The 23,067-nt window shown below is 31.0% G+C and carries 26 protein-coding genes; 23 read left to right on the forward strand and 3 right to left on the reverse strand.

Going from position 1 to position 23,067, the window contains the following annotated elements:
* Positions 1-100: 100 nt before the first annotated feature.
* Together CLOPA_RS09830 and CLOPA_RS25010 are read left to right on the forward strand one after the other, a co-directional pair.
* Positions 101-1,225 carry a radical SAM protein gene (locus CLOPA_RS09830; protein WP_015615271.1) on the forward strand — a complete coding sequence of 375 codons (1,125 nt, stop codon included), beginning with the start codon at positions 101-103 and terminating at the stop codon, positions 1,223-1,225.
* A gap of 270 nt (positions 1,226-1,495) precedes the next feature.
* The gene (locus CLOPA_RS25010; protein ID WP_015615272.1) at positions 1,496-1,639 is read left to right on the forward strand and encodes a hypothetical protein; all 144 of its coding nucleotides are present in this window, start codon (positions 1,496-1,498) and stop codon (positions 1,637-1,639) included.
* On the opposite strand, the gene CLOPA_RS09835 is transcribed toward CLOPA_RS25010, so the two are convergent.
* Both CLOPA_RS09835 and CLOPA_RS09840 read right to left on the reverse strand, forming a co-directional pair.
* Positions 1,628-2,131, reverse strand: a complete 504-nt coding sequence (locus tag CLOPA_RS09835) for a hypothetical protein (RefSeq protein WP_242834327.1) — start codon at positions 2,129-2,131, stop codon at positions 1,628-1,630. The two genes, CLOPA_RS25010 and CLOPA_RS09835, sit on opposite strands and share 12 nt — an antisense overlap.
* 256 nt (positions 2,132-2,387) lie before the next feature.
* Complete coding sequence (locus CLOPA_RS09840; protein ID WP_015615274.1) at positions 2,388-3,833, reverse strand: PQQ-dependent sugar dehydrogenase; 1,446 nt, start codon at positions 3,831-3,833, stop codon at positions 2,388-2,390.
* Between the two features lie 745 nt (positions 3,834-4,578).
* On the opposite strand from CLOPA_RS09840, the gene CLOPA_RS09845 reads away from it, so the two are divergent.
* The 13 genes from CLOPA_RS09845 to CLOPA_RS09900 all read left to right on the forward strand — a co-directional run bounded on the left by CLOPA_RS09845 (position 4,579) and on the right by CLOPA_RS09900 (position 15,772).
* Positions 4,579-5,343 (forward strand): MurR/RpiR family transcriptional regulator, encoded by a 765-nt coding sequence (locus tag CLOPA_RS09845; protein WP_015615275.1) that lies wholly within the window; start codon positions 4,579-4,581, stop codon positions 5,341-5,343.
* A gap of 445 nt (positions 5,344-5,788) precedes the next feature.
* Complete coding sequence (locus CLOPA_RS09850) at positions 5,789-7,384, forward strand: alpha-glucoside-specific PTS transporter subunit IIBC (RefSeq protein ID WP_015615276.1); 1,596 nt, start codon at positions 5,789-5,791, stop codon at positions 7,382-7,384.
* A gap of 95 nt (positions 7,385-7,479) precedes the next feature.
* The gene (locus tag CLOPA_RS09855; RefSeq protein WP_015615277.1) at positions 7,480-8,802 is read left to right on the forward strand and encodes a 6-phospho-alpha-glucosidase; all 1,323 of its coding nucleotides are present in this window, start codon (positions 7,480-7,482) and stop codon (positions 8,800-8,802) included.
* A 177-nt stretch (positions 8,803-8,979) separates the two neighbouring features.
* The gene (locus CLOPA_RS09860) at positions 8,980-9,423 is read left to right on the forward strand and encodes a PTS sugar transporter subunit IIA (protein WP_278246056.1); all 444 of its coding nucleotides are present in this window, start codon (positions 8,980-8,982) and stop codon (positions 9,421-9,423) included.
* 88 nt (positions 9,424-9,511) lie between these two features.
* Positions 9,512-10,528, forward strand: coding sequence for a zinc-dependent alcohol dehydrogenase family protein (locus tag CLOPA_RS09865; RefSeq protein WP_015615279.1), 1,017 nt, complete (start codon positions 9,512-9,514; stop codon positions 10,526-10,528).
* 164 nt (positions 10,529-10,692) lie between these two features.
* The gene (locus CLOPA_RS26480; RefSeq protein ID WP_015615280.1) at positions 10,693-10,815 is read left to right on the forward strand and encodes a hypothetical protein; all 123 of its coding nucleotides are present in this window, start codon (positions 10,693-10,695) and stop codon (positions 10,813-10,815) included.
* A gap of 413 nt (positions 10,816-11,228) precedes the next feature.
* The gene (locus CLOPA_RS26075) at positions 11,229-11,477 is read left to right on the forward strand and encodes a hypothetical protein (protein ID WP_015615282.1); all 249 of its coding nucleotides are present in this window, start codon (positions 11,229-11,231) and stop codon (positions 11,475-11,477) included.
* A 180-nt stretch (positions 11,478-11,657) separates the two neighbouring features.
* Entirely contained in the window at positions 11,658-12,245 is a 588-nt protein-coding gene (locus CLOPA_RS09875; protein WP_015615283.1) for a nitroreductase family protein, read from the forward strand.
* Between the two features lie 47 nt (positions 12,246-12,292).
* Complete coding sequence (locus CLOPA_RS09880; RefSeq protein ID WP_015615284.1) at positions 12,293-13,078, forward strand: PhzF family phenazine biosynthesis protein; 786 nt, start codon at positions 12,293-12,295, stop codon at positions 13,076-13,078.
* Positions 13,079-13,209: 131 nt separating this feature from the next.
* Complete coding sequence (locus tag CLOPA_RS09885; RefSeq protein ID WP_015615285.1) at positions 13,210-13,773, forward strand: hypothetical protein; 564 nt, start codon at positions 13,210-13,212, stop codon at positions 13,771-13,773.
* Between the two features lie 222 nt (positions 13,774-13,995).
* The gene (locus tag CLOPA_RS09890) at positions 13,996-14,256 is read left to right on the forward strand and encodes a YjdF family protein (RefSeq protein WP_015615286.1); all 261 of its coding nucleotides are present in this window, start codon (positions 13,996-13,998) and stop codon (positions 14,254-14,256) included.
* Between the two features lie 258 nt (positions 14,257-14,514).
* A complete protein-coding gene (locus CLOPA_RS09895) occupies positions 14,515-14,775 on the forward strand; it encodes a hypothetical protein (RefSeq protein WP_015615287.1) in 261 nt (86 codons plus the stop codon).
* 142 nt (positions 14,776-14,917) lie between these two features.
* A complete protein-coding gene (locus CLOPA_RS09900; RefSeq protein ID WP_015615288.1) occupies positions 14,918-15,772 on the forward strand; it encodes a hypothetical protein in 855 nt (284 codons plus the stop codon).
* Positions 15,773-16,030: 258 nt separating this feature from the next.
* Here CLOPA_RS09900 and CLOPA_RS09905 read toward each other — a convergent pair whose 3' ends face one another.
* Positions 16,031-16,450 carry a hypothetical protein gene (locus tag CLOPA_RS09905; RefSeq protein ID WP_015615289.1) on the reverse strand — a complete coding sequence of 140 codons (420 nt, stop codon included), beginning with the start codon at positions 16,448-16,450 and terminating at the stop codon, positions 16,031-16,033.
* A gap of 623 nt (positions 16,451-17,073) precedes the next feature.
* On the opposite strand from CLOPA_RS09905, the gene CLOPA_RS09910 reads away from it, so the two are divergent.
* The 8 genes from CLOPA_RS09910 (at position 17,074) to CLOPA_RS09940 (ending at position 23,006) form a co-directional block, all read left to right on the forward strand.
* A complete protein-coding gene (locus tag CLOPA_RS09910) occupies positions 17,074-17,652 on the forward strand; it encodes a hypothetical protein (RefSeq protein ID WP_015615290.1) in 579 nt (192 codons plus the stop codon).
* A gap of 20 nt (positions 17,653-17,672) precedes the next feature.
* A complete protein-coding gene (locus CLOPA_RS09915) occupies positions 17,673-18,212 on the forward strand; it encodes a biotin transporter BioY (protein WP_015615291.1) in 540 nt (179 codons plus the stop codon).
* Between the two features lies 1 nt (position 18,213).
* Positions 18,214-19,392: a thiolase family protein gene (locus CLOPA_RS09920; RefSeq protein ID WP_015615292.1), complete on the forward strand. Its 1,179-nt coding sequence runs from the start codon at positions 18,214-18,216 to the stop codon at positions 19,390-19,392.
* 6 nt (positions 19,393-19,398) lie between these two features.
* Positions 19,399-20,724, forward strand: coding sequence for an AMP-binding protein (locus tag CLOPA_RS09925; protein WP_015615293.1), 1,326 nt, complete (start codon positions 19,399-19,401; stop codon positions 20,722-20,724).
* 221 nt (positions 20,725-20,945) lie between these two features.
* Positions 20,946-21,122 carry a helix-turn-helix domain-containing protein gene (locus CLOPA_RS24340; protein WP_080648300.1) on the forward strand — a complete coding sequence of 59 codons (177 nt, stop codon included), beginning with the start codon at positions 20,946-20,948 and terminating at the stop codon, positions 21,120-21,122.
* A gap of 33 nt (positions 21,123-21,155) precedes the next feature.
* On the forward strand, positions 21,156-21,545 hold the full coding sequence (locus tag CLOPA_RS09930; protein WP_015615294.1) for an iron chaperone: 390 nt from the start codon (positions 21,156-21,158) through the stop codon (positions 21,543-21,545).
* A 150-nt stretch (positions 21,546-21,695) separates the two neighbouring features.
* Entirely contained in the window at positions 21,696-22,166 is a 471-nt protein-coding gene (locus tag CLOPA_RS09935; RefSeq protein ID WP_015615295.1) for a MarR family winged helix-turn-helix transcriptional regulator, read from the forward strand.
* Positions 22,167-22,169: 3 nt separating this feature from the next.
* Positions 22,170-23,006: a hypothetical protein gene (locus CLOPA_RS09940; RefSeq protein WP_015615296.1), complete on the forward strand. Its 837-nt coding sequence runs from the start codon at positions 22,170-22,172 to the stop codon at positions 23,004-23,006.
* Positions 23,007-23,067 lie beyond the last annotated feature (61 nt).

The raw sequence follows: 23,067 nt of genomic DNA on the forward strand, positions 1-23,067 counted from the left end.
ATGTAGAGTGCGTATGTCTTTAGAAGAAGAATATGTGAAAAAGCATAGCAAGAAGATTTGAATTGAGTCTTAAAGAGGATTAATTAGAGGAGGATACATTATGAAAATTTCAAAAAAAGATGCGTTGATATGGTTTGAATTTTTCTCAATATTGCCAGAGGATGAGGAAATTATGACAAAACAACAAGAAATCATTTACGCTACCTTTGCACAAATTGAGGCAGCAATCGATAATAGAAATGATACGTTAATGTCGGAAATTAGAGGTTTGAAAACTTTGGAGAATAGAACTTTTTTTGTGGGAAATGAAAGCAAATTTTCTAAGGGATGTCGTTCTTGTCTGATGGGAACTGGGTTGAGTGCAATTAGGAAAACAAACCAATGTAACGTAGAGTGCAAGTTCTGTTATAATTATGGGGAATTAGATAATATTCCTCCAATTGGTGAAGGTATGTGGGAGATCGGAGACACAAAATTTTATGAGAAAGATATTGATTTACTTCTTTCCATACAACAGAAGCCCACTGGCATTTCCTATGTTTATTTAGAGCCATTCATGGAAATTGAAAAATACTATTCGATTATAAAGAAATTTAGTAATGCTCAAATTTATCAACATTTATACACAAATGGTACTTTAGCTACAGAAGAGACATTAAAAGCATTAGGTCAAGCCGGTCTTGACGAGATACGTTTCAACCTGGGTGCCTCTAATTGTTCAGACAAAGTTATTGAAAATATTGGAATAGCGAAAAAATATATTAAAAATGTAGGTATTGAAACTCCAATGACTCCTGAGTTTTTCGAAGCATTTTTTAAGAAAAAGCAAGCAATTTTCGAGACAAAACTCGATTTTATCAATTGTGCAGAATTACATTTAAATGAGAATAACATAGACAATTATTATGAGGAAAATATGTATATTTCCAGACATGGCTATATATCTCCGATTTGGAGCAGGAAATTAACTCTGAAATTCATGAAGATAGCCGATGAAGAAAACTGGGATTTAGCAATTCATGATTGCTCAAACCATACAAAATTTGCCAGAGATTTGAATTTGAGTAGCAAAGAGGGTAGGTGGTTCGGATCCAGTAATTATGGCTGTGAGTTTTCCAGGATACCATACGAAGTATTTTTACCAATACTGCGTGATGACAATTTTAAATTTTTAAGTGAAGAAGAATTGCCTGACGGCTATAAAGCAGGAGAGATGATTTTTTAGCTCAACATGTCTCGCTAGCACCTCGGAGGTGTAATTTCTTCCAGAGACAAGCAGTATTTTGCAATATGCAAAACTAAAAAAGATAGCAAGACGGGTATTGCAAATCGAGTATTTGTCTCATTTTTAGCCTTAGACCAGACTTAGGGGGTCGCTAAGAAATATTTGCCAAATTGTATTTATAGCTTGTCTACACACAAATTAGACTACTCATGTAAATGGGTGGTTTTTTATCGTAGTAAAAAATTTTAGTAAAATATAAGGAGAAAAAGTATGAGTAGTATAGGTAAAAAAATAACAGTTATAGGTTCACCTGGTAGTGGGAAAAGTACTTTTTCAAAAAAGCTTACAGAAAAAACAGGTATTTCACTAAATAGCCAAAATGATAAGAAATCCATATTTGAGTCAACTAATTAATTTTATTTTTATAAGATAATTCATGAATTTTCTAAGGCAAATATTCCAGATGCTCGAGTAAACAAGTGAAAATGAGAAAAAAATTAAAAAAGTTAAAGGAGTTGATAACGGACTGGTTAAATCTACAAACGGCGAAATACCTACTATATAAGTTAAAAATATCATACCAAGAGATAATGCTATGCTTGAAAATAATATAGAAATTATTATTCCCTTCCTATAAAGTAATGTTCCGATAACGATACCTAGTAGCCCGGTGGTAAAAAGCAGGATTATTGTCTCCTGCGCACTAACTATAACAAGAATTAATGCGGAAGAAAAAAATACAGTAAAACTAAGAGAAATATTAGAAACAGCAGCTATCGCAATAGGTAGAGTACTTAATGGGCTTAAGGCCAACCCAATCGCGGGTAAAAATACAGGTGCTGATTGGAATAGTACAGCTATTGTTGTTAATATTCCTCCAATACAAATAAACCTGCCTATATTCATTTTTTTCAATTTAAATGCCTCCTATCAGGTGATACTAGTAATTTAGAATACTGATTGATGCGCGCATATTTCTGTATAAGCAATGAAGGTATATCTTCTTAATATACCTTCATTAAACGCTTTCATCATTTACATCAAATCAGTTTCAAAATTTATGAGGGAACATGATTGCTCTCTCTTGTTTGTATTATATTTCGATTCAATAAATCCTAGAAAGGGATTTATCTGGTATTAATTCGAATTTTATAATTATGAATCATGGAACAATTTCAAAAACAGTACCTTGGTTAAAATCAGTCACATTCATAGAGCCATAAACCCCTAAATATAGTCTGGTTTGATTCAGATTCGTTCCCAAACTAGTATAATAAGCTGATTGAGATCCAAAATTATAATCGGTTTCAATAACACTAAAATCATTTAGTTTACAATCTGTTCTTGGCCTGGTATAAGCTAAAACCCCTCTAATCGGAGGTTGAGATCCTTCATCCCGGGCAAAATCAGTAAACACAACGCTTCCAGTTAAACCGGGAATTCCATTCCCCATATATGACTGGACTCCCGTAAGTGCAGTTCCTCCAAACTTATCCGGTCGGGGATCTTTATGAAAATAACTAGTTAGAGGCTGAAGACGCTGCACTGAAGTTTTTACTGTATCATTGTAATAAGCAATTGTTTTCTCATCCAAAGTTGGATTTGCAGAGCAGCCCCTTATAATCGAAGTAGGAAAAGCACCTTCCCACCCTCGCCAGCCAAAGTTAATAAATCCTTCTTGGTCAGGATCAGATTTCATTAAAGAAGCTTGAATAAGCTGAGTAACCGGTATTGGTTTATAATTAACGAATGAAAAAATTGACTCTACCAGATCCTGTCCGACAATTCCTACATATTTGATATACTGGTTATAAAACCTTTGAAATGAAATGCCAGGTATATTGCGAACCCCTTTGGCAATTACCATAAGCGTTTCCTGAATAGGTGCGGGAAGTTCATTAAAACGTGTGACTACCGGTGGATTATTGATAAATGTATTCTTAGCTACATCAATTTCAATTATTTTACCGGCAATTTCCATATCATCCTGGCTTGAATTAAATGGATCATAGCCTGATCCACCATCTCCAGTTGTTAAAACAAGCTTTCCTGTTTCAGGTGAAAAGTTTAAGCTATTGACACCATTATGATTAAAAAATGGTCTTCTTAAATTTAGTAATGTCCTCCGTTTTTGAGGTTGACCATTCGATTGTAAAATCCATTCTTCAACTGTATCAATATGATCATATTGAATTTCTCTATTTATCCACTTTAGATTTAAGGTTCTAGGGTCACACGGGTTAGGCTTAAAAAATTCAGGAAGACCTTGTCTTGAAACTTCTGAACTAGGAAGAGCACCTGGACCTTGTGTTCCAGCTACTGAATAATGAAGATAAAACAGACCATTATAATAAAATTCCGGATGAAACGCTAGTCCTAGCAATCCCCGTTCATCATATCTACCGCCAGAAAAACCTAGTCTTATGATTCTCGGACGAATATCTAAAAAAGTTCTTATAACACCGTTTCCAATGTAAAAGATCTCTCCTACCTGGGTTGCAATAAATAATCTTTCAATTGAGTCACCCGGAAGTATAGCTGTTTTCAAAACAGTGGGTAAATTTATCTTACTAACAATGGGCCGTAAACTAACTTTAACTTTTATCAACTAACTGTACACTCCTTCATATTCTTTTCTTTTATAAGAATATGATTAGAACTGTTCTATTAGTACTAAATTGAGACCGGGGAATCTGATGATGCATTGCACCATTTTCCTGATGTCAAGGGGGTACCAGCTTCAAGCGGTATCTTTTTTTGTATCCTCAAGGCACCTCGAGTGCGTGGTAAGGCTATATAAAGCTTAGAACCATTGAAAATGCTGGATTTGTGAATGATTAAAATATGTTCCCGCAGACAATAAGCATAGGGTAGGGTTGAGTGAGGTAACATTATGTTTCCTACACAGAGCACCTCGAGTGTGTTGTGAAGATAGAGAAGAAATAGTCTGATATCAAAAGCTTTGAAGGATTTTAAGTAAATGTTGAAGTGTGTTTTATGTTCTTTCAGACTATGGGTTGAGAGAATTTTTAATTCAGAGGGTGACCCTCGGAATTAAAATTTTTCTTGCAAAAAATACAATTCCCGGGCTTAAAAAGCTTGGGAAAAGGTGTAAAATATATTTATGCGAATTATAAATTTAACACACAAAGATTATACTATTCATTACAGTTTTTATCAATTAAAACTGCCACTAAATATAGAATACATAATTCCAAAAGATGATTCTGTGAGGTTGCTATTATATTTGAGTATAATGTAAAAGGTAATATGGATCTAGTGTTGATATTTACAGCAAATATACAAAATGTTATAATTCAGATAAAAATTTGTTTGAAGGATAGGATGAAAACATGTATTTAGAAGAATTGGTTAATAATAATTACGACAAACTAAATCAAAACGACCTATATATATGGAACTATATACATAACCATAAGCGAGAATGTTGTAAAATGTCTATTGGTGAGTTAGCAACAAAATGTAACATTTCCAGAGCAGCAATTACTAGATTTACTCAGAAGTTATCATTAGAAGGATTTAGCGAGTTTAAATTAAGGCTAAAATTGGAATATGAAGAAAGAGATAACAGTAAAGATAGTACTGTAGATGATATCTATGAAAATTATTACAAAATAGTAGAAGATATGAGAAAGAAAGATATTTTAGAAATATGCAGTTTGATTTATCATGCAAAGCAGATCTTTGTCTATGGGACAGGAACTGTACAAGATACAGTAGCAAATGAACTAAAAAGATATTTTTTAAGTGTTAATAAATTTTTTATTACATTACATGGAGAAGGTGAAATAGATACGGTATCAGATATGGCTACGGAAGAAGATTTAATTGTAATTATATCGTTGTCTGGTGAAACAAAACCTGCAGTTGAATTCGGGAAAAAAATAAAAGCCAAAAATATACCTTCTATCTCTATTACGAAGTTATCTGATAATCAAGTGGCAAGATTATGCAATCAGAGTTTATATATTACTACTAAATGTATGAAAATAAAAGAAGAAACTGTTTTTGAAAGCACAATTCAGTATTTTATTTTAGTTGAAATGTTATATATAAAATATATTACGTATTTAAAGCAATTAGGGAAAATTCAATAAAATATGATTATTTATAAGGCATCTGAAAATAAATAAGAAGTCAAATATACGAGCATACTGACTAGTTATTTATTTACGATGACTAAGAAAGATGGTAAATACAAAGTTGTCATAGCAGTTATGTGTCAGCTTTTTTTGTGTCATTATGAACAAGGAATTTGAAGAACAAGCTGTGCAAAGGTACAAATTATGTTCAAATAATTTAAAAACGCACATAAGAACTAAATGAATTAAAAGCATTGAACAAGTCTGAAGTACTTGTTAAGATAGATTCATACAAGATATCTTGATAAAATTTGTTGAATTGGAAACGTATTATTTTTTATTGAATTCTAAAAGGAAGAGTTTAAGGAAATTTAAAGGAGGAGAAAATATTGTAATAAGTTTTTCTTTGCAAATGTTGTTGTAAACGTTATATTAAAATTTTTTTGGGAGGTAAAAAAGAATGATGAAAAAAATTCAGCGTTTTGGGGCTGCAATGTTTACTCCAGTTTTATTCTTTGCTTTTTATGGTTTGACTGTTGGATTATCTCTATTATTTACGAATTCTGATATTTTAGGATCTATTGCAAATAAAGGTACAGCTTGGTATAACTTTTGGTATGTAGTTCAACAAGGTTCATGGACGGTATTCAATCAATTACCACTATTATTCGTAATTGGTTTACCTATAGGACTAGCTAAAAAAGCGCAAGCACGTGCTTGTTTAGAAACTTTAGTAATTTATTTGACCTTTAACTATTTTGTTAATGCTATTTTAACTCTTTCAGGTTCAACTTTTGGTGTTAACTTCAACTTATCGCCTGGAGTTACTAATGGAGTTTCAAGTGGACTTGCAATGATTGCTGGTATTAAAACTCTTGATACAGGGATGTTAGGTGCTATTTTAATTGCAGGTATAACTGTATACCTGCATGATAAATTCTTTGAGAAGAGATTGCCAGCTTATTTAGGAATTTTTCAAGGTTCAGTCTTTGTAGCAGCAATAGGATTTGTTGTTATGATTCCAACAGCACTTGCAATTTGCTTAATTTGGCCAAAAGTTCAAGGTGGAATGGGTTCACTACAAGGATTCTTATCTTCATCTGGAGTTATTGGGGTATGGATTTATACATTCTTAGAACGTATTTTAATTCCAACCGGTTTACATCACTTTATATACGCACCATTTACATTAGGACCAGCAGTAGTACCTGATGGTATAGTTGCATACTGGGCAAAACACTTACCGGACTTTGCAACAAGTACAAAATCACTAAAAGAAATGTTCCCAGCTGGTGGTTTTGCACTAACTGGACATTCTAAGGTATTTGGATGTTTGGGTATAGCGCTAGCAATTTATGCAACGGCTAAACCAGAAAAGAAAAAAATAGTGGCAGGTTTACTTATTCCAGCAACACTGACAGCTATGCTATCGGGTGTTACAGAACCACTTGAATTTACATTCTTATTTGTAGCTCCAGCATTATTTGCTGTACATGCTGTTTTAGCAGCAACTTTAGCAGCAACAGAATATGCATTTGGTGTATCAGGTTATTTTTGTGATGGGCTAATTAACTGGTTTGCACTAAACTGGTTACCATTATTTAAATATCACCCATTTACTTATATAACACAAATAATAATTGGTTTGTGTTTTACAGCAATATACTTCTTTGTATTCCGTTTCTTAATACTAAAGTTCAACTTTGCAACTCCAGGTCGTGAAGCAGAGGATGAAGAAACTAAGCTTTATACAAAAGCTGATTATAAAGCTAAACAAGGTGCAGCTGTAGAAAATAAAAGAGAAGTAGTAGAAGGCAGTCAAGCATTACAATTTTTACAGGCATTAGGTGGAAGTGAAAATATTGATGATGTTACAAATTGTGCAACTAGACTTCGTGTGTCTGTAAAAGATGAAAGTAAGTTAGCTCCTGACAGTGTTTTCAAAAAAGCTGGAGCACATGGAGTAGTGAGAAAAGGAAAAGCCATTCAAGTTATTGTAGGCTTATCAGTTCCGCAAGTAAGAGAAGAGTTTGAAGGTTTATTAGGTTCAGAATAAATTTAGAAAAATAAATTAAAGGTTATTTTTTTAAATTAATTTTATAAATGATATTAATATAAAAATTATAATTAAAGAATTTAGGAGGAATTATTATGAAAAAATTTTCTATCACAGTAGCAGGCGGTGGAAGTACATTTACACCAAGAATTATTATGATGCTTTTAGATCATCAGGAAGAATTTCCGATTGGAAAATTGTGTTTGTATGATAATGATAAAGATAGACAGGAAGTCATCGCAAAAGCATTTGAAATTCTTTTAAAAGAAAGAGCACCACAGATTGAATTTTCTTATACAGTTGAACCAGAAGTTGCATTTACAGATACTGATTTTGTAATGGCTCATATTCGTGTCGGAAAATATGCAATGCGTGAGAAAGATGAGAAGATTCCTATGAAATATAGCGTTGTTGGACAAGAAACCTGCGGACCAGGTGGAATTGCATATGGAATGCGATCTATTGGCGGAATCCTGGAAATCTTGGATTACATGGAAAAGTACAGTCCTAATGCATGGATGTTAAATTACTCCAATCCAGCAGCCATTGTTGCGGAAGCTACCAGAAGACTTCGCCCAAACTCCCGTATCATTAACATCTGTGATATGCCTCTTGGTATTATGATCCATATGGCAAAGATTTTGGGTGTGAACGAAAAAGAATTTGACATCAGTTATTTTGGTCTAAACCACTTTGGCTGGTGGACACAGATTAAGGATAAAGAGGGTAATGATTTGATGCCAAAGCTTAAAACGTATGTAAAAGAACACGGATATGATATCCATGTGGAATCCGCACAGCATGACGATGAGAGTTGGCATGAAACATACCGTAAAGTCAAAGATGTCTATGCCGTAGATCCAGAGACACTGCCTAATACGTATCTCAAGTATTATCTGTATCCAGATTATGTGGTAGCTCATACTGATGCGAATTATACAAGAGCGAATCAGGTTATGGATGGAAGAGAAAAGACAGTATTTTCTGCGGCAAGAGACATTATTGAAAAAGGAACAGCAAAGGACTGTGGTTTTGTTGTGGATGACCATGCATCTTATATTGTAGATCTTGCTCGTGCCCTTGCATTTAATACGAAAGAGAAAATGCTTCTAATTGTACCAAATGAAGGTGCTATAGAAAATTTTGATCCAGAAGCTATGGTTGAGATTCCATGTATCATTGGAAAAGACGGATATGAGAAGATTAATCAGGGAAGAATTCCCCAGTTTCAGAAAGGTTTGATGGAGCAGCAGGTCAGTGTGGAGAAGTTGGTTGTAGAAGCCTGGATTGAAGGAAGCTACCAGAAGCTATGGCAGGCACTAACCTTATCGAGGACTGTGCCAAGTGCAGGCATTGCAAAGCAGATTCTGGATGATTTGATTGAGGCTAATAAGGGATACTGGCCAGAGTTAAAGTAAAGAGAGGAAAATATAAAGGTGCTGTCGCATTAAGGAATTTGTGCACAATATATTGTTCTGCAAATATAGAGTATTCACAATATATTGTGGCATTTTTACTTAGTGCTACAGCTCATATTTTAAATTATTTTAAGAGGTGAAAGAATTATGTTTGGATTTTAAAAAAAAGAAATAAGTATATATTCGCCGACTAAAGGAAATCTGGTCAGATTAGAACTTGTTCCAGATGATACATTCGCTAAAAAAATGTTAGGAGATGGGGCTGCTTTAGAAATAGAGGAGGATATTATATGTGCTCCACAAGATGGAACCATTAAAGTGTTATTTCCGAGTAAACATGCTTTTGTAGTAGAAACTAAAGAAGGAATAGAAATATTGGTTCATATAGGATTAGATACAGTAAATCTACAAGGAGAAGGATTTGAAGCAATAGCGAAGGTTGAAGATAAAGTTAAAGTAGGAGATCCTATAATTAAAGTAAACAGAGATTTAATAAAGTCAAAGGGATTTAATTTAATTACGATGGTTATCGTTGCTAATATTGAAAATATTAAAGATATAATCATGCTTGAAGAAGGAAATGTTAATAAAATGACAGAGATAGTGAAGTGTAAATTATAAAATTTAATGCTAGATAAAAATTTAAATCTATTAAGTACTTTAGGTATTAAAATAGATTATTTAAACAAGAATTGGAGGAAATGTGAGTATGAAAGCAGCAGTATTTTATGGTAAGCATAATATAAAAGTAGAGGAAAGAGAATATAGAGAGATAAAGGAAAATGAAATATTAGTTAAAGTTAAAGCTTGCGGAGTTTGTGGTACAGATATTCATATTTTTAATGGTGAAGAAGGTTCAGCGCCAGTAACACCGCCTATAATATTAGGTCACGAATATTCAGGAGAAGTTGTTAAAGTAGGGAATAACGTTGAAGATATAAAAATAGGTGATAAAGTAGTTATTGATCCCAATATATATTGTGGTGAATGTGATTATTGCAGAAATGGTAAGAAGCAATTATGCGAGAATTTAACAGCTCTAGGTGTAAATATAGATGGAGGTTTTAGTGAATATTGTGTAGTTCCTAAAGAGCAAGCCTATGTATTTAATAATATAACCTTTGAAGAAGCAGCTATGGTAGAGCCAACAGCTTGTTGTTTACATGGAATAAATAACATTGGAATAAAGCCAGGAGATAAAGTATTAGTATTAGGAGCAGGAGCTATAGGCTTAATTATGCTTCAATTGGCAAAGATATCAGGAGCAAGTACAGTTGGAGTAAGTGAACCAATAGAAAAGAGAAGAGATACAGCTTTAGAACTAGGAGCTGATTATATATTGAATCCAATGGAAGAAAGTTTCAAAAATAATTTAAATAAATATCTTGGAAAAGGTCCAGATGTAATTATTGAATGCACAGGAAACAAATATGTAATAGAAAGTGCATTTGATATTGCAAAAAAAGGAACTAAAATACTTTTGTTTGCAGTAAGTAATCCAGATATAAAAGTAGAAATAAGTCCATTTGAAATATTTAAAAAGGAACTAACAATAAAAGGTTCTCTAATAAATCCAGATACTCATTTGTCTGCTTTAGATTTAATATCTAGTGGAAAGGTTAATGTACAACCAATAATTACCCATAAGTTTGATTTAGATAAGATTGAAGAAGCTTTAGAGATGCAAAAAAGTGTTGAAAGTGTAAAGGTATTAATTATACCTTAGATTAATAGGTAAGATATTTCAATTCCAAATGAGATTAATGAAATAAAAAATTGGCAGTATAAGCTTAGATAGAAAAATCCTATCAAGAATTATGATAGTCAATAACTCTTTCAAAAATTGTGCTTAGTTTAGAAATATATAAGAAAATTTTGGAGGTATATTTTATGAAAGATACAATGAAGTTTGCAGTAATGAATGGCATTGAGAAAATGGGATTTGTGGAACGAAAGATTCCCAATCCTAAAGAAAATGAAGTATTGGCCGAATTCGAATATATTGGTATTTGAGGGAGCGATATGTACAACAATTAGTATGAAAGGGAATTTTGCAATCTTATTTTATATTATAAATAAGCACAAATAAATATTAACAAAACTGGACATCCAAATCGGATGTCTTTTTTATATTACCGAGGGATTGAAGCCTTCAACTAACAAGGGGAAGATTCAATGACTCAAACAAAAAATAATAAAGTCAAGGAGGAATTTTTATGGAAGAAAACAAAGAACAACAAAATACTGAGGGTACAGAAAATTTAGATACTCAAGGTGATAAGGATATTAATATTGAAGGAATATTAAATCATCCTGAATTCAAAAAGTATATGTAGTCTTATGCTGATAAAAGAGTTTCTGATGCAGTAAAGACTACTGAAAAAAAGCTTAAAACAAAATTTGAGGAGGAAAAGAAAAAATCAGAAATGACTCAAGAGGAGATTTTACAACAGAAAGAAAATGAATTGAAAGACAGGGAACTTAAACTAGAAAAAATCCAGTATTTCAAGGATATTGAAGTATTACAAAGTATATTGGATAAAAATGAACTGACAAATGCTGATGTTACAATGCTTATAGAAAAGATAGTGGTAACTGAAACGGAAGAAGTAAGTAAATATAATATGCCAAAGCTGGATATTGAGATTAACTGGAATGCGCCGTTTATTATTTAATAGTCATGAAATTATGATATATTTTGGAACAAAATAGTAATTATTACAGTTCGATGATTATTTATGATATAATTTAAAAAAGTAAACCAAATTATAAATTAATTTAATGAGTAATTGTAAGTAAAGACGAAGTAGCTATAAAGTTAGTTAATGTGATTTTGAATATTGGAGGCTGATCTTATGGAAAATCAAGTATTAGAGGTCATTAGTAAACGACGAAGTATTCGTAAATATAAAAAAGAGCAGATTTCAGAAGAAAAACTTTCTCTAGTCATTGAAGCTGGGCGTTTTGCTCCAAGTGGTGGAAATAACCAAACAAATCATTTTATTGTAATACAGAATCGAGAAACGCTGCAAGAACTAAAATTGATGGTAGAAAAAGAATTTGCAAAAATGGAGATTAAAGAAGATACCTATAAGAGTCTAAAAAATTCAATTTTAGCATCGAAAAAAGGTGGTTACGATTTTACATACAATGCTCCTACATTAATTGTGGTTGCAAATCAAAAAGGATATAGTAACGCTATGGCGGACTGTTCAGTTGCTTTGGAAAACATGATGCTGGCAGCAGTTTCTTTGGATATAGGTTCTTGTTGGATAAATCAGCTTCACTGGTTAGATGATAATAAGTCTACTCATGCATACATGATGAAATTGGGTCTAACTGAAAATGAAACGATTTGTGGGGGACTTGCACTAGGATATTCTCAAATGTCAGATATGGTACCTCTTAAGAGAACAGGAAATACCGTTACTTATATTAAGTAATAATATAAATGAATTAATATTAACTAAAAATATAGAGGAGAATTGTTATGAAATATTACGTTGTAGATGCCTTTACTGATGAGATATTTAATGGAAATCCTGCAGGTGTATGTGTATTAAATAAGTGGATAGACGATGGTATGATGCAAAAAATTGCTTCGGAAAACAATTTATCGGAAACAGCTTTTGTGCTTGAAAATAAAGATAAATATGAATTGAGATGGTTCACTCCAAAAGCAGAAATAGATTTATGTGGACATGCTACCTTGGGAACTGCTTATGTTATTTCTAATTACGTTGATGTTGGAGTAGAAAAAATGTTATTTGATACTGCTAGTGGAATACTTGAGGCTAAACGTAACGGTGATTTATATGAAATGAATCTTCCTTTAAGAAAACCAGAAAAAATTGAGTTAATTGAAGAAGTTTCAGAAATTATTGGTTTAAAACCAGTTGAATTATATTTATCCAGGGATTTATTTGTTGTATTACAAACAGAAGAACAAGTAAAAAGCTTAACTCCAAACTTTTCTAAAATGGTGAAATTAGATAGAGGCTTAGGAGTTATTGTTACAGCCGGAGGAATTGATGTAGACTTTGTATCTAGATGCTTTTATCCAAAACTTGGTGTAAATGAAGACCCTGTAACAGGTTCAGCTCACAGCAATCTAATACCATATTGGTCAGAAAGACTTAATAAAAACATAATGGTAGCTAAACAATTATCAAAACGAGGAGGCACATTGTATTGTGAAGTAGCTGGAGACAGGGTTAAGATAAGTGGAAAAGCTAGGTTATACATGATGGGTGAAATTATAGTAAGTAATTCTTAATTGTAATTAATTACGAGTTTTTCAAATTAAAATGTATTATTTCAGAAATATATTAAAATCAGAACAGTTGAAAATTATGGTTTATAGGTTCTGTAAAAAACTAAATATACGAATTAAAAAGGTGGATTTATATGAGAAGTCATAGAAAGATCATAATATGTGGTATTTTTGTATTAATAATGTCTCTAAGTTTCATGACAGGCTGCGGGGAAAAACATAGTCAAGAAATCGACTCTTCAAAAACGGGCGACACTCAGGTCATTTCAACTAGTAAACTAAAAAGTATTGAAAATAGTGGGGTTATTAGTTTAGCAGATGGTTCTCCAGCCTCATTTTACTGGGTACCTAAAAACCAAAAAACTACTTTATATGAAGTTACTTCTTGGTTACAGCAAGCTAAGCCTTATAAAGGTAAAATACCTAAGTCACAGAACGTAGGAACATTTAATGGAAATATTGATCCTTCAATACTGTATATAAAAACTTCGGATGAGCATGAAATAACAATACAACCTGCATTTTATCTTGCCATAAGTAATGGACAGTCCTCTGTAGTTCACTATATTAACAATGTACTTCAACTTAAAAATGACAACCAAAAAATTTATATTCAATCCAGCGAGTTATTCAACTGGTTAAAAAATGATAAGTGGAAAACGGAATTTGAAATGAAGCAAATCCAAAGTATCCAATGACAGCTTTTGATAATGCAAACTATTGTCCAGCTGTCAAAAAATAAAAACAAATATGAGAAATTGATCATCAGTCTATATTTAGTGTATTATATAATTAGAGATAAAATCACAGTTTCGGTTGGTAGTCCGAACCTATCTATATGCTTATAGATAGAAGTATCCTTCCCTCCTGGGGTCGTCCATTCTCTATGTTCAATTTTATTTTACAGGAGGAAATTTTAAATGAAAATTAGCATTAAATTTACCGTATTTTTTGAAGGTGTATTTTGGGTAGGTGTTTTTGAGAGAGTATCTGGAGAAAAATATGAAGTTTCAAAGGTTATATTTGGTACCGAGCCAAAAAATTACGAAGTGTATGATTTTGTATTAAAAAACTTTTATAGTTTAAAGTTCAGTAATTCCTTATCAATTGCCGAATCTAAAAATAAAAAAATAAACCCTAAAAAACTTCAAAGGGAAATTAAATTGATGAAATTGCATTAAAAGATTTTTAAGAGCAATCAAACTTTAAATTTTTTAATTTACTTAATTAGGTAAATTTAATAAAAAAGCACCATGACATAACGCCACCTTGAGGGGCGTGTGTCTATGACGTACGGGTTCAAGTCCCGTCACCTGCACCAAGATAAAACTACTTAGGAAACTGGGTGGTTTTTTGTTGCAAAATATATAAGAAAATTAATTAATATGTGATATACTGTAGACAATAATAAGGAAGTTTGCTTGAGAGGAGTGTTTTAAATGAAATGGGAAGAAGTAAGAAAAATGTATTCTGAAAAATGGATATTATTCGAAGCTTTAGAGGCACATTCTGAATCAGGAAAAAGAGTTATTGATGATCTTTCAGTTGTTAATGTTTTTGAAAGAGGAAATGATGCATTAAAGGAATATGCAGAAAAGCATAAGAAGGATAAAAATAGAGAAGTGTATGTTTATAGTACTAAGAACAAGGAGTTATGTATAGAAGAAAGAAGTTGGATTGGAGTGCGAAAAAATGGTTGAACTTCAATTGAGTTATTTTTTAGTATTAAAACCGTTATTGGAAATATAAATGATTTTTTCTCAACTAATAAATGAAAATTAGTGTGAACAGTTGGCTAAAACTTTTAAAATAGTACAAAAATATTAATGAAGGAGATGAGTTATGAAAAATTATAAAATCCCCGTTATTATATTTGCAATTTTATACTTAGTTCTTGGTTTATTAGATTTAATTTCTGGTGCTGATGCTGACAGCAGATTTTTTTACTTTGATAATTGGCTTATAAGGTTTATTGGAATAGTCTTGATAATTTCAAGTATTGGTCTTTTTTTAAGAAAGGAAATTGCCAGGAAAGGAATTATAGTTGCTCTTAGCCTTTCTCTTATTGAGATATTAATAGGGATTCCTCGAAACATGGACATAACTGAGTTTGTTATTGGATTAATATTATTTTTAATATTATATGTTCCGGGGCTTTTATTTTTTATTTCACCTGAAAATAAATTATGGAATAAAATTTTTGGATGGCTTAATAGAAATAAAAAAATTAAAATTAATGAAGAAACTGAAACAATTGAAGATAAAGTAAAAAGAGAATTAGTAACATCAAGAAATATAAAAAATGGAGCGAGTTGGTTCTATTGGATTGCAGGCTTATCAATTATTAATACGATAGTAGTCTTCTTTGATGGAAATCTAAATTTTGTTGTAGGCCTTGGTCTTATACAGCTAGTTGATAATTATGCTTATATTTTTTCTAATTACTTTGGGATGACAGCGATTATATGTGGAATAGTAATAAATTTAATAATTGCAGGAATTTTTATATACTTTGGAATCATGGCTAACAAGTGCAAAAAGTGGAGCTTTATTATTGGAATGATTTTATATGGGCTTGACGCTATTATATTCATAATTTTTCAGGACTTCTTTGGAATTATTTTTCACTTGTTTGCACTGATTTTCATATTTAATGGATTTAAGACTTTAAATAAAGCTAATGAACTAAATATGTAGTCGGATATGAATTAGGAGAAAGTAAAAATGACTAAAGTGGTATGCAATTCAAGTCCCGTCACCTGCACCAAGATAAAACTACATAAGAAACTAGGTAGTTTTTTATGTTAAGGTAAATTTATGTTTCCTGTGACAGGGTATGTGGAATGGGTTGTTCTGCTATATAAAGCTTAGAATTAAAGTGAACTACTAATGAGAATGGGACTGTACTTAGATTTTTGCTTACACAATCTAAGTACAGTCCCACTTTGCTTTACTTTAGTTTTGTTTATATAATCCGAATCCAGTTATAACTAATTTATCCCAATCAGCTTCTTCGTCATTAATCCAACTATATTCAATGTTAAGCTCTTTTAACCATGCATTAAGGCCGTTACTTTTTTTGCTTACATTTGGTGCTTGTCTTCCAAACATTTCTTTTATCATTTCAAGCAATTTTACTTGTTCTTCTTTTCCTAACTCTTTATCTAACAATTCTTCTATAACTTCACGACATTCTGAATAGCTTTTATGATCCTCAGCATATAGTTCATTGGATAATAATTGTTTCTTGTTGTTTAAACTATCTCTTACCTCATTTATTTCTTCTACATTTGATAAGTACTTCTTAGCGGTATTAATAGCGGCAATATCATTATTCATTTTAACTATTGATTTTTCTAATTTTTCATTTCTCATTTTATTATTCTCACTTTACATTTTTTATTTAGTCATTACTTAATAACAATATACAATTATATCATTAAACTAGTCATCATACAAAATTTCATATAAACTTTATATTATAGAAAAAATATAATAAAGCTTAAGCTAAGAGGGGATTATTCTAAACTTTAGAGGCAAATTTTGAAGCATGAAAAAGAGTTGCTGATAACCTTTTGGTTGTTAATATTTTTGAAACAGGAGGTAATGTATTAAAGCAATATGTTAAAAAGCATAAAATGATAAAAGTAGAGAATTGCATGTTTATAGTACTAGGAACAAGGAGTGATGAATTTCGAAATCTGTAATAAGAAAGTTATTTATTAATTTTGAAAAAGAAGAATAGTGGATTAATGGTATGACAGCCAAAAGATTAAATTTTATAACTATAATATTGTCAACTTATTTTAAATATATAGTTGACAATATTATACGTTTGACATATCATATATTTCGTATGGAAAATTTTTAGAATCATTTACGGATTGGAGGGATGAAGTATAAAAGAGAATATTAATAGTAATTTAGATTATAAAATTTATAAAGAAACTTTTTCTCTGAAATATGATTGGAAAATAGATATTACTCCTGTAACGTTTTTGATAAAAGCAATACATCAACTTTCAAATAAAGTGAATGAAGGATATTTTATTGCTAAACAAATTGTAAAAGTTAACACATTAAATTTTAGAGAGAAAATTCAATTTAAGTCTGTTATTGAAAAATCAAGAAGACTTCAAGCTATGTCCTATTTAATTTGCAATTGTGAAGTAAATAGTAATAATAAAAAGCTTCTAAAGCTTAGGACAACTCTAATTAAAAAAAATAAAAATGTGAACAAAGAAAATTATTATGATTTAAAAAAGGACTGTGTGTATCATAACAATAAGACGTTTTTTAGAGTTATAACTAAGAATGAAGTGGAGAGATTTTGTGATTTAAGCGGTGATCACAATTATATACATAAAGGAGATAAGCCGGTTGTACAGGCTATGCTAATACTTTTGCTATTGGAGGATTATTTAGCTTTAATAAACAGGTATATGTATAATTGTGAGATAACTTATATTATGCCGGTAATAGCAGGTAGTGATATATTTTTATACTGGCAAGATTCTGAAAACTTATTTGGAATAACAGATAATAAAATATGTTTTAAATTAAATTTTATTGGATAGAGCGGAGAGGAGAAATTAAGTTGCGTAAAAAATTAAATATAAGAGATATTATTTATTCAGCGTTATTAGCAGCAATTACTTCAGTTTTAGGCTATGTTGTCATTCCGCTGCCATTTAGTCCAATTCCTATAACAGGACAATCTTTGGCGGTAATGATTGCAGGCTGTGTTTTGACACCAATTCAAGCAGGTCTTAGTATGCTGATTTTCTTATTTATGGGCTGTGCTGGTCTTCCAGTATTTTCAGGAGGAAGAGCTGGACTAGGAATTGTTGTAGGTAAATCAGGAGGATATCTAATTGGATACTTAATAGGTGCAGTTATAATAAGCGTTCTAACACGAAAAAACAAATCCATGATAAATATGTTCTTATCTTGCCTGTTAGGTGGAATAGTGGTAGTTCATTTCTTGGGAATAGCTTGGTTGGGTTTTATTACACAAATTGGTATAAAAAAGGCTTTTGTAATTGGATCTCTTCCATTTTTACCTGGAGATTTATTAAAATCAATAGCAGCTATATCCATTTCAGTCAGGTTAAATAAGGAGTTGAAAAGGCATTAATATGTATAGCTTTAATTCTACATGTAAAAAGGTTTATATAGTTGGAGGTTTAAGGACACCAATAGGTAAAACTAATGGATGCCTAAAGGATTTTCTTCCCGAACAGTTAGCAGCTTATTTAATTAAGGCACTTATACATAAATATAATCTTCCTAAAGATTCCATAGAGGAAGTTATTCTTGGTAATGCTATTGGTCCAGGTGGAAATTTAGCAAGATTGAGTTTGCTAAAAGCAGGGTTGCCATTTAATGTATCAGGAACAACTATAGATTTTCAATGTGGTTCCAGTTTAAAAGCTATAAATCTGGCTGCAAGTTTAATAAAATCTGGAGAAAAAGATATTATTATAGTTGGCGGAGCGGAAAGTACAAGTTTAGCACCTAATAAACAATATAATCCAAGGGATAAAAGATATAGAGGGAAAGATATATTTTATAAAAGAGCTCAATTTTCTCCTTATTCTATTGGAGATCCTGACATGATAGAAGGAGCAGAAAATACAGCAAAATATTGTAGTATTGAAAGAGAAGCTATGGATATTTGGACAGTAGAAAGCCATATAAAAGCATTAAAAGCCAAAAATGAAAATAAACTGAAAGATATTATATTTCCTATAAAAACTGATAAAAATTTAATTATTGAAGATGAGAACATTAGAAAAAAACCTTCTTTAAAACTTATGAAAAGAGCATTACCAATTTTAAATAAACAGGGTAAAGTAACTGCAGCGAATGCATGTCTTACTCATGATGGAGCAGCTCTTATCGTTATGGCATCGGAAGAAGCAGTAAAAAAATATAATTTAAAGCCTAAGGCTCTATGGATTGGAGGAGATAGTGATGGTATTGATCCTAATCTATTTCCTCTTGGAGCAATTTCAGCTTCAGAAAAACTATTAAAATCCCATGATTTAAATATAGATAATATAGATTTAATAGAAATAAACGAAGCCTTTGCAGTAAAGGTATTAGCTTTCTTAAAATATTTTAATTTACCGAAAGAAAAAGTTAATGTATTTGGAGGAGCCTTAGCTTATGGTCATCCTTATGGAGCTTCTGGCGCTATTATAATACTTCACCTTTTAGAGGCACTTAAAGACAAAAATAAAAAAGTAGGTCTGGCAACATTGGGGGCAGCTGGTGGTCTTGGTGTAGCAACTATGATAGAAAGGTGTGATTAGTATAAAATGTTAATTTTTTCGGGCATATATGAAAATGCAGAAAAGAATCCAAATAAAATATGCATGATTTTTCGTAACACAGCTGTTACTTATGGAGAGCTTATAAATTACATTGATGAAAGGACAATATTTTTAGTAGGTAAATATACCAAAGGTGAAAAGGTAATAATAAAAAATACAAATCCAGTGAATACAATAATTAATTTATTAGCCTGTTCTAGAGCAGGTTTGATTTCTGTTCCAGTAAATGCTAAATTATCTTCACTAAAAATTAATAAAATCACACAAAAAGTAAATAAGTGTTGTATTATAGACGATAAATTTACTTTTTATTCTATAGGAGAAAAAGGAGACTTTATCTTTCCACATATTGAAGATTCATATATTTTTCTTGGTGCTCTAAGTTCCGGAACTACAGGACATAATAAAGTTATATGGAGAGATCACAGGAGCTGGACAAGTGCTTTTAGATATCAAAGTGAAGTATTTAATATAAGTTACAAGGATGTACTTTTTTTGACAGGTTCTCTTTCTTATACTGCAAATCTCAATAGCTCCATGCACATCTTAAATGAAGGTGGAAGCATAGTATTTTCTAAAAGTATTTATCCAAAAACATGGATCAGGGAAATAGAACAAAATAATATTACCAGTATATTTATGGTACCAGCTCATTATAGAATATTATTAAAAGAACTGAAAACTAATCTTTCTAATGTGAATTCATTATTAAGTGCCGGGGATAAGATTGATGCTGAAACTGTTGACTTACTGAAAGAAAAATTTCCTAATGCACATATTTACGAATATTATGGTGCCAGTGAATTGGGGCATGTGGCCTATATGGATTTTAGAAAGAATGATAAAGTAGATAGTGTAGGCAAGGCATTTCCAAAGGTGAAATTTTGGATAGAAGATAATCTAATATGGGCAGAAAGTCCATATATAGCTCCAGATTTCAGACCTAAAGCTTCAGTTGGTGATATAGGAAGAATAGATAATGAAGGAAATTTGTATGTTTTAGGCAGGGAAAACAATACCATAAACAAGGGTGGAGTAAAAATACTTCCTTATAATATAGAAAAAGTATTGGATAATCATCCTGAAATATCAAAATCAGTAGTATTTGGAGTGAGACATCCAGTAAAAGGAGAGGAAATATACGCAGTAATTTTGTCAAAAAGTAATAGTTTGACTATTAAAGATATCAAGGAATATTGTAAAAAAAATTTAGAACCATATTTACAGCCAAAGAAAATAAAAATAGTCAGAGATTTAAAATTGAATTCAAGTGGAAAGATTGATAAGGCAGGTTTGTTTAATAGTTTATAATTCTTATGCCATTTAGTAATTTGACTTCAATGAAGAGAAAATCCGTTTTATTAATATTAGATATATAAAATTTGATGATGAATTAAATTTTATATCAAAAAAATTGAATAACTTCATCACTAAAATGGTAGAATGCAGCCAAGCATTTTGTTACTATATATCTGGAGATGGTGTTAATGGGTTTTTCAGAAATAATAAAACAGTTGTGACGACAAAAAAACTTGTTACAAGAAAAAATAATAAAATTATTGGGCGTAAGCAGACAAGCGGTATTGAAATTGAGAAATGGACGGATTGAACTAGGTACAAACAATTTGATTAAATTAGCAGAAATTTTAGATGTATCATTAGAAGAATTAACAGAATTTGTAAGTGCATATCAACCTAGTAAATATTAAAGAAATATTTAAAAAGGAATAGGAGAAATTTTCATGGAAGGAAATAAAATTACTTATAAGTCAATTGATGAATATATTTTAAATTTTCCTCCTGAAGTTCAGGAAATACTTAAGAGGTTAAGAAAAGTTATAAAAGAATCTGCACCAGATGCAGAGGAAAAGATTAGTTATCAAATGCCTACTTTTGCGCTACATGGAAATCTAGTATATTTTGCTGCCTATAAAAATCATATAGGATTTTATCCAACTTCTAGTGGAATTGATGCATTTAAACATGAATTATCGGAATATAAGACATCAAAAGGGACAGTACAATTTCCTATAAAAAAGCCACTGCCTTATGAATTAATAAGTAAGATAGTTAAATTTAGAGCTGATGAGAATATAAAAAAAGCAGAAGAAAAATTGAAAAAGAAGAAATAATTTTATATTCAACTGAAAATATAGAAGAGCTTAATGATAATTGCTCTGCATGATCTATCCAAGATTAAAGCATTGACATTCAAAAAAAAAGGTAATATATTATCTATATAGGTAATGTATTACCTTAATTATTATGAATAGGTGATAAGTATGAATAAACTTGAATTAATGACTGATCAACAGTATTTGTTTGGGGCTATTTTTGTAGCTGCAAACAGGATGGATACTTTACTTGGAAGGGAATTTAAAAAGTTTGATATTACAACAAAACAATGGTTTTTATCAATTATTATAGATAATTTATTTGATAAGCCACCTACTATAAAAGAAGTTGCAAGGGAAATGGGGAGTTCTCACCAAAACGTCAAGCAGGTAGCTTTAAAGTTGGAGCAAAAGGGATTATTAATTCTAGAAAGAGATAAAAGGGATTCTCGCGCAATCAGACTTAAGTTATCAAAGGCTAGTTTTGATTTTTGGAAAAAGCTAGAAGGGGAGGGTGATAACTTTACTCAAGCATTATTTAAAGATATCAATAAAGACGAAATAGAAGTGGCAAGAAAAGTAATGCAGAAAATGTTGTTGAATATTAGTCAGTTATACAAGAAAAGTGAGGAGAATTGAAATATGACTAACATCAATTACCAAACTAAAGCTGATAAAACCTTATTATATTTTACTGTTCCAATAGTTATCCTTATTGCAATATGCAGTAGTGTAGGAATTTGGTATCAAAATTTATATTCAAGAGAGACTATAGATTGGCTGTCACAATGTATTGGGCAGGACATTTCAAATCTGTTTTTTGTAGTGCCAATTTTGCTAGTATCTTCTTTTTATGCTTCAAAGGGAAATAAAATTGCTAAAATTATATGGATTGGGACAATGATTACAAATATTTATTCTTATGTTATATACTGCTTTGCTGTTCATTTTAACTTTTTATTTCACGTTTATTGTTTAATATTAGGTTTATCAATTTATTCAGTAATTTATTTTTGCATTAATAATTTTAAAGAAGACTTTAGAAATTGGTTTACTGAAAAAGTACCAACTAAGGCAATAGGAATTTTCTTATTTACTATAGCTGTTATATTCGTTTTATTATGGCTTTCTCAATCACTGCCTGGGGCCTTGACCAATACAGTACCGGAGAGCATTAGTAACGATGGTTTGCTTACAAATCCAATTCATGTTCTAGACTTTTCGTTTTATTTGCCATTGATTTTTATAACAGCTGTAATGATTATTAAAAAGAAAACACTTGGATATATTTTGGCGCCAATGATGACCGTTTTTGGTATAATTACTAATATCAATATTATATGTTTGACGTCTGCTGCCATGGTAAAAACATCTTCCAATAATATGCCGTTAATTATTGGTTTCAGTATATTTACAATTGTTTGTTTGGGATTTTTGTGGTTAATGCTTAAGAATATTTCAAAGCAATCTAATACATAATGTAACAAAAGAAGTAAATATATATAAGAATACCAATTACAGAAGATGAAGCGGTTGTTTC

The organism is Clostridium pasteurianum BC1 (assembly GCF_000389635.1).
GTDB lineage: Bacteria > Bacillota > Clostridia > Clostridiales > Clostridiaceae > Clostridium_I > Clostridium_I pasteurianum_A.

What these genes read in the sequence shown, in the direction of transcription:
- CLOPA_RS09875 (WP_015615283.1), top strand. Translation starts at nt 11,658, where the DNA reads ATGGAAAATCAAGTATTAGAGGTCATTAGTAAACGACGAAGTATTCGT.
- CLOPA_RS09890 (WP_015615286.1), top strand. Translation starts at nt 13,996, where the DNA reads ATGAAAATTAGCATTAAATTTACCGTATTTTTTGAAGGTGTATTTTGG.
- CLOPA_RS09830 (WP_015615271.1), top strand. Translation starts at nt 101, where the DNA reads ATGAAAATTTCAAAAAAAGATGCGTTGATATGGTTTGAATTTTTCTCA.
- CLOPA_RS09930 (WP_015615294.1), top strand. Translation starts at nt 21,156, where the DNA reads ATGGAAGGAAATAAAATTACTTATAAGTCAATTGATGAATATATTTTA.
- CLOPA_RS26075 (WP_015615282.1), top strand. Translation starts at nt 11,229, where the DNA reads ATGACTCAAGAGGAGATTTTACAACAGAAAGAAAATGAATTGAAAGAC.
- CLOPA_RS09925 (WP_015615293.1), top strand. Translation starts at nt 19,399, where the DNA reads ATGTTAATTTTTTCGGGCATATATGAAAATGCAGAAAAGAATCCAAAT.
- CLOPA_RS09920 (WP_015615292.1), top strand. Translation starts at nt 18,214, where the DNA reads ATGTATAGCTTTAATTCTACATGTAAAAAGGTTTATATAGTTGGAGGT.
- CLOPA_RS25010 (WP_015615272.1), top strand. Translation starts at nt 1,496, where the DNA reads ATGAGTAGTATAGGTAAAAAAATAACAGTTATAGGTTCACCTGGTAGT.
- CLOPA_RS26480 (WP_015615280.1), top strand. Translation starts at nt 10,693, where the DNA reads ATGAAAGATACAATGAAGTTTGCAGTAATGAATGGCATTGAGAAAATG.
- CLOPA_RS09865 (WP_015615279.1), top strand. Translation starts at nt 9,512, where the DNA reads ATGAAAGCAGCAGTATTTTATGGTAAGCATAATATAAAAGTAGAGGAA.
- CLOPA_RS09880 (WP_015615284.1), top strand. Translation starts at nt 12,293, where the DNA reads ATGAAATATTACGTTGTAGATGCCTTTACTGATGAGATATTTAATGGA.
- CLOPA_RS09935 (WP_015615295.1), top strand. Translation starts at nt 21,696, where the DNA reads ATGAATAAACTTGAATTAATGACTGATCAACAGTATTTGTTTGGGGCT.
- CLOPA_RS09850 (WP_015615276.1), top strand. Translation starts at nt 5,789, where the DNA reads ATGATGAAAAAAATTCAGCGTTTTGGGGCTGCAATGTTTACTCCAGTT.
- CLOPA_RS09905 (WP_015615289.1), bottom strand. Translation starts at nt 16,450, where the DNA reads ATGAGAAATGAAAAATTAGAAAAATCAATAGTTAAAATGAATAATGAT.
- CLOPA_RS09885 (WP_015615285.1), top strand. Translation starts at nt 13,210, where the DNA reads ATGAGAAGTCATAGAAAGATCATAATATGTGGTATTTTTGTATTAATA.
- CLOPA_RS09940 (WP_015615296.1), top strand. Translation starts at nt 22,170, where the DNA reads ATGACTAACATCAATTACCAAACTAAAGCTGATAAAACCTTATTATAT.
- CLOPA_RS09900 (WP_015615288.1), top strand. Translation starts at nt 14,918, where the DNA reads ATGAAAAATTATAAAATCCCCGTTATTATATTTGCAATTTTATACTTA.
- CLOPA_RS09855 (WP_015615277.1), top strand. Translation starts at nt 7,480, where the DNA reads ATGAAAAAATTTTCTATCACAGTAGCAGGCGGTGGAAGTACATTTACA.
- CLOPA_RS09895 (WP_015615287.1), top strand. Translation starts at nt 14,515, where the DNA reads ATGAAATGGGAAGAAGTAAGAAAAATGTATTCTGAAAAATGGATATTA.
- CLOPA_RS09845 (WP_015615275.1), top strand. Translation starts at nt 4,579, where the DNA reads ATGTATTTAGAAGAATTGGTTAATAATAATTACGACAAACTAAATCAA.
- CLOPA_RS09835 (WP_242834327.1), bottom strand. Translation starts at nt 2,131, where the DNA reads ATGAATATAGGCAGGTTTATTTGTATTGGAGGAATATTAACAACAATA.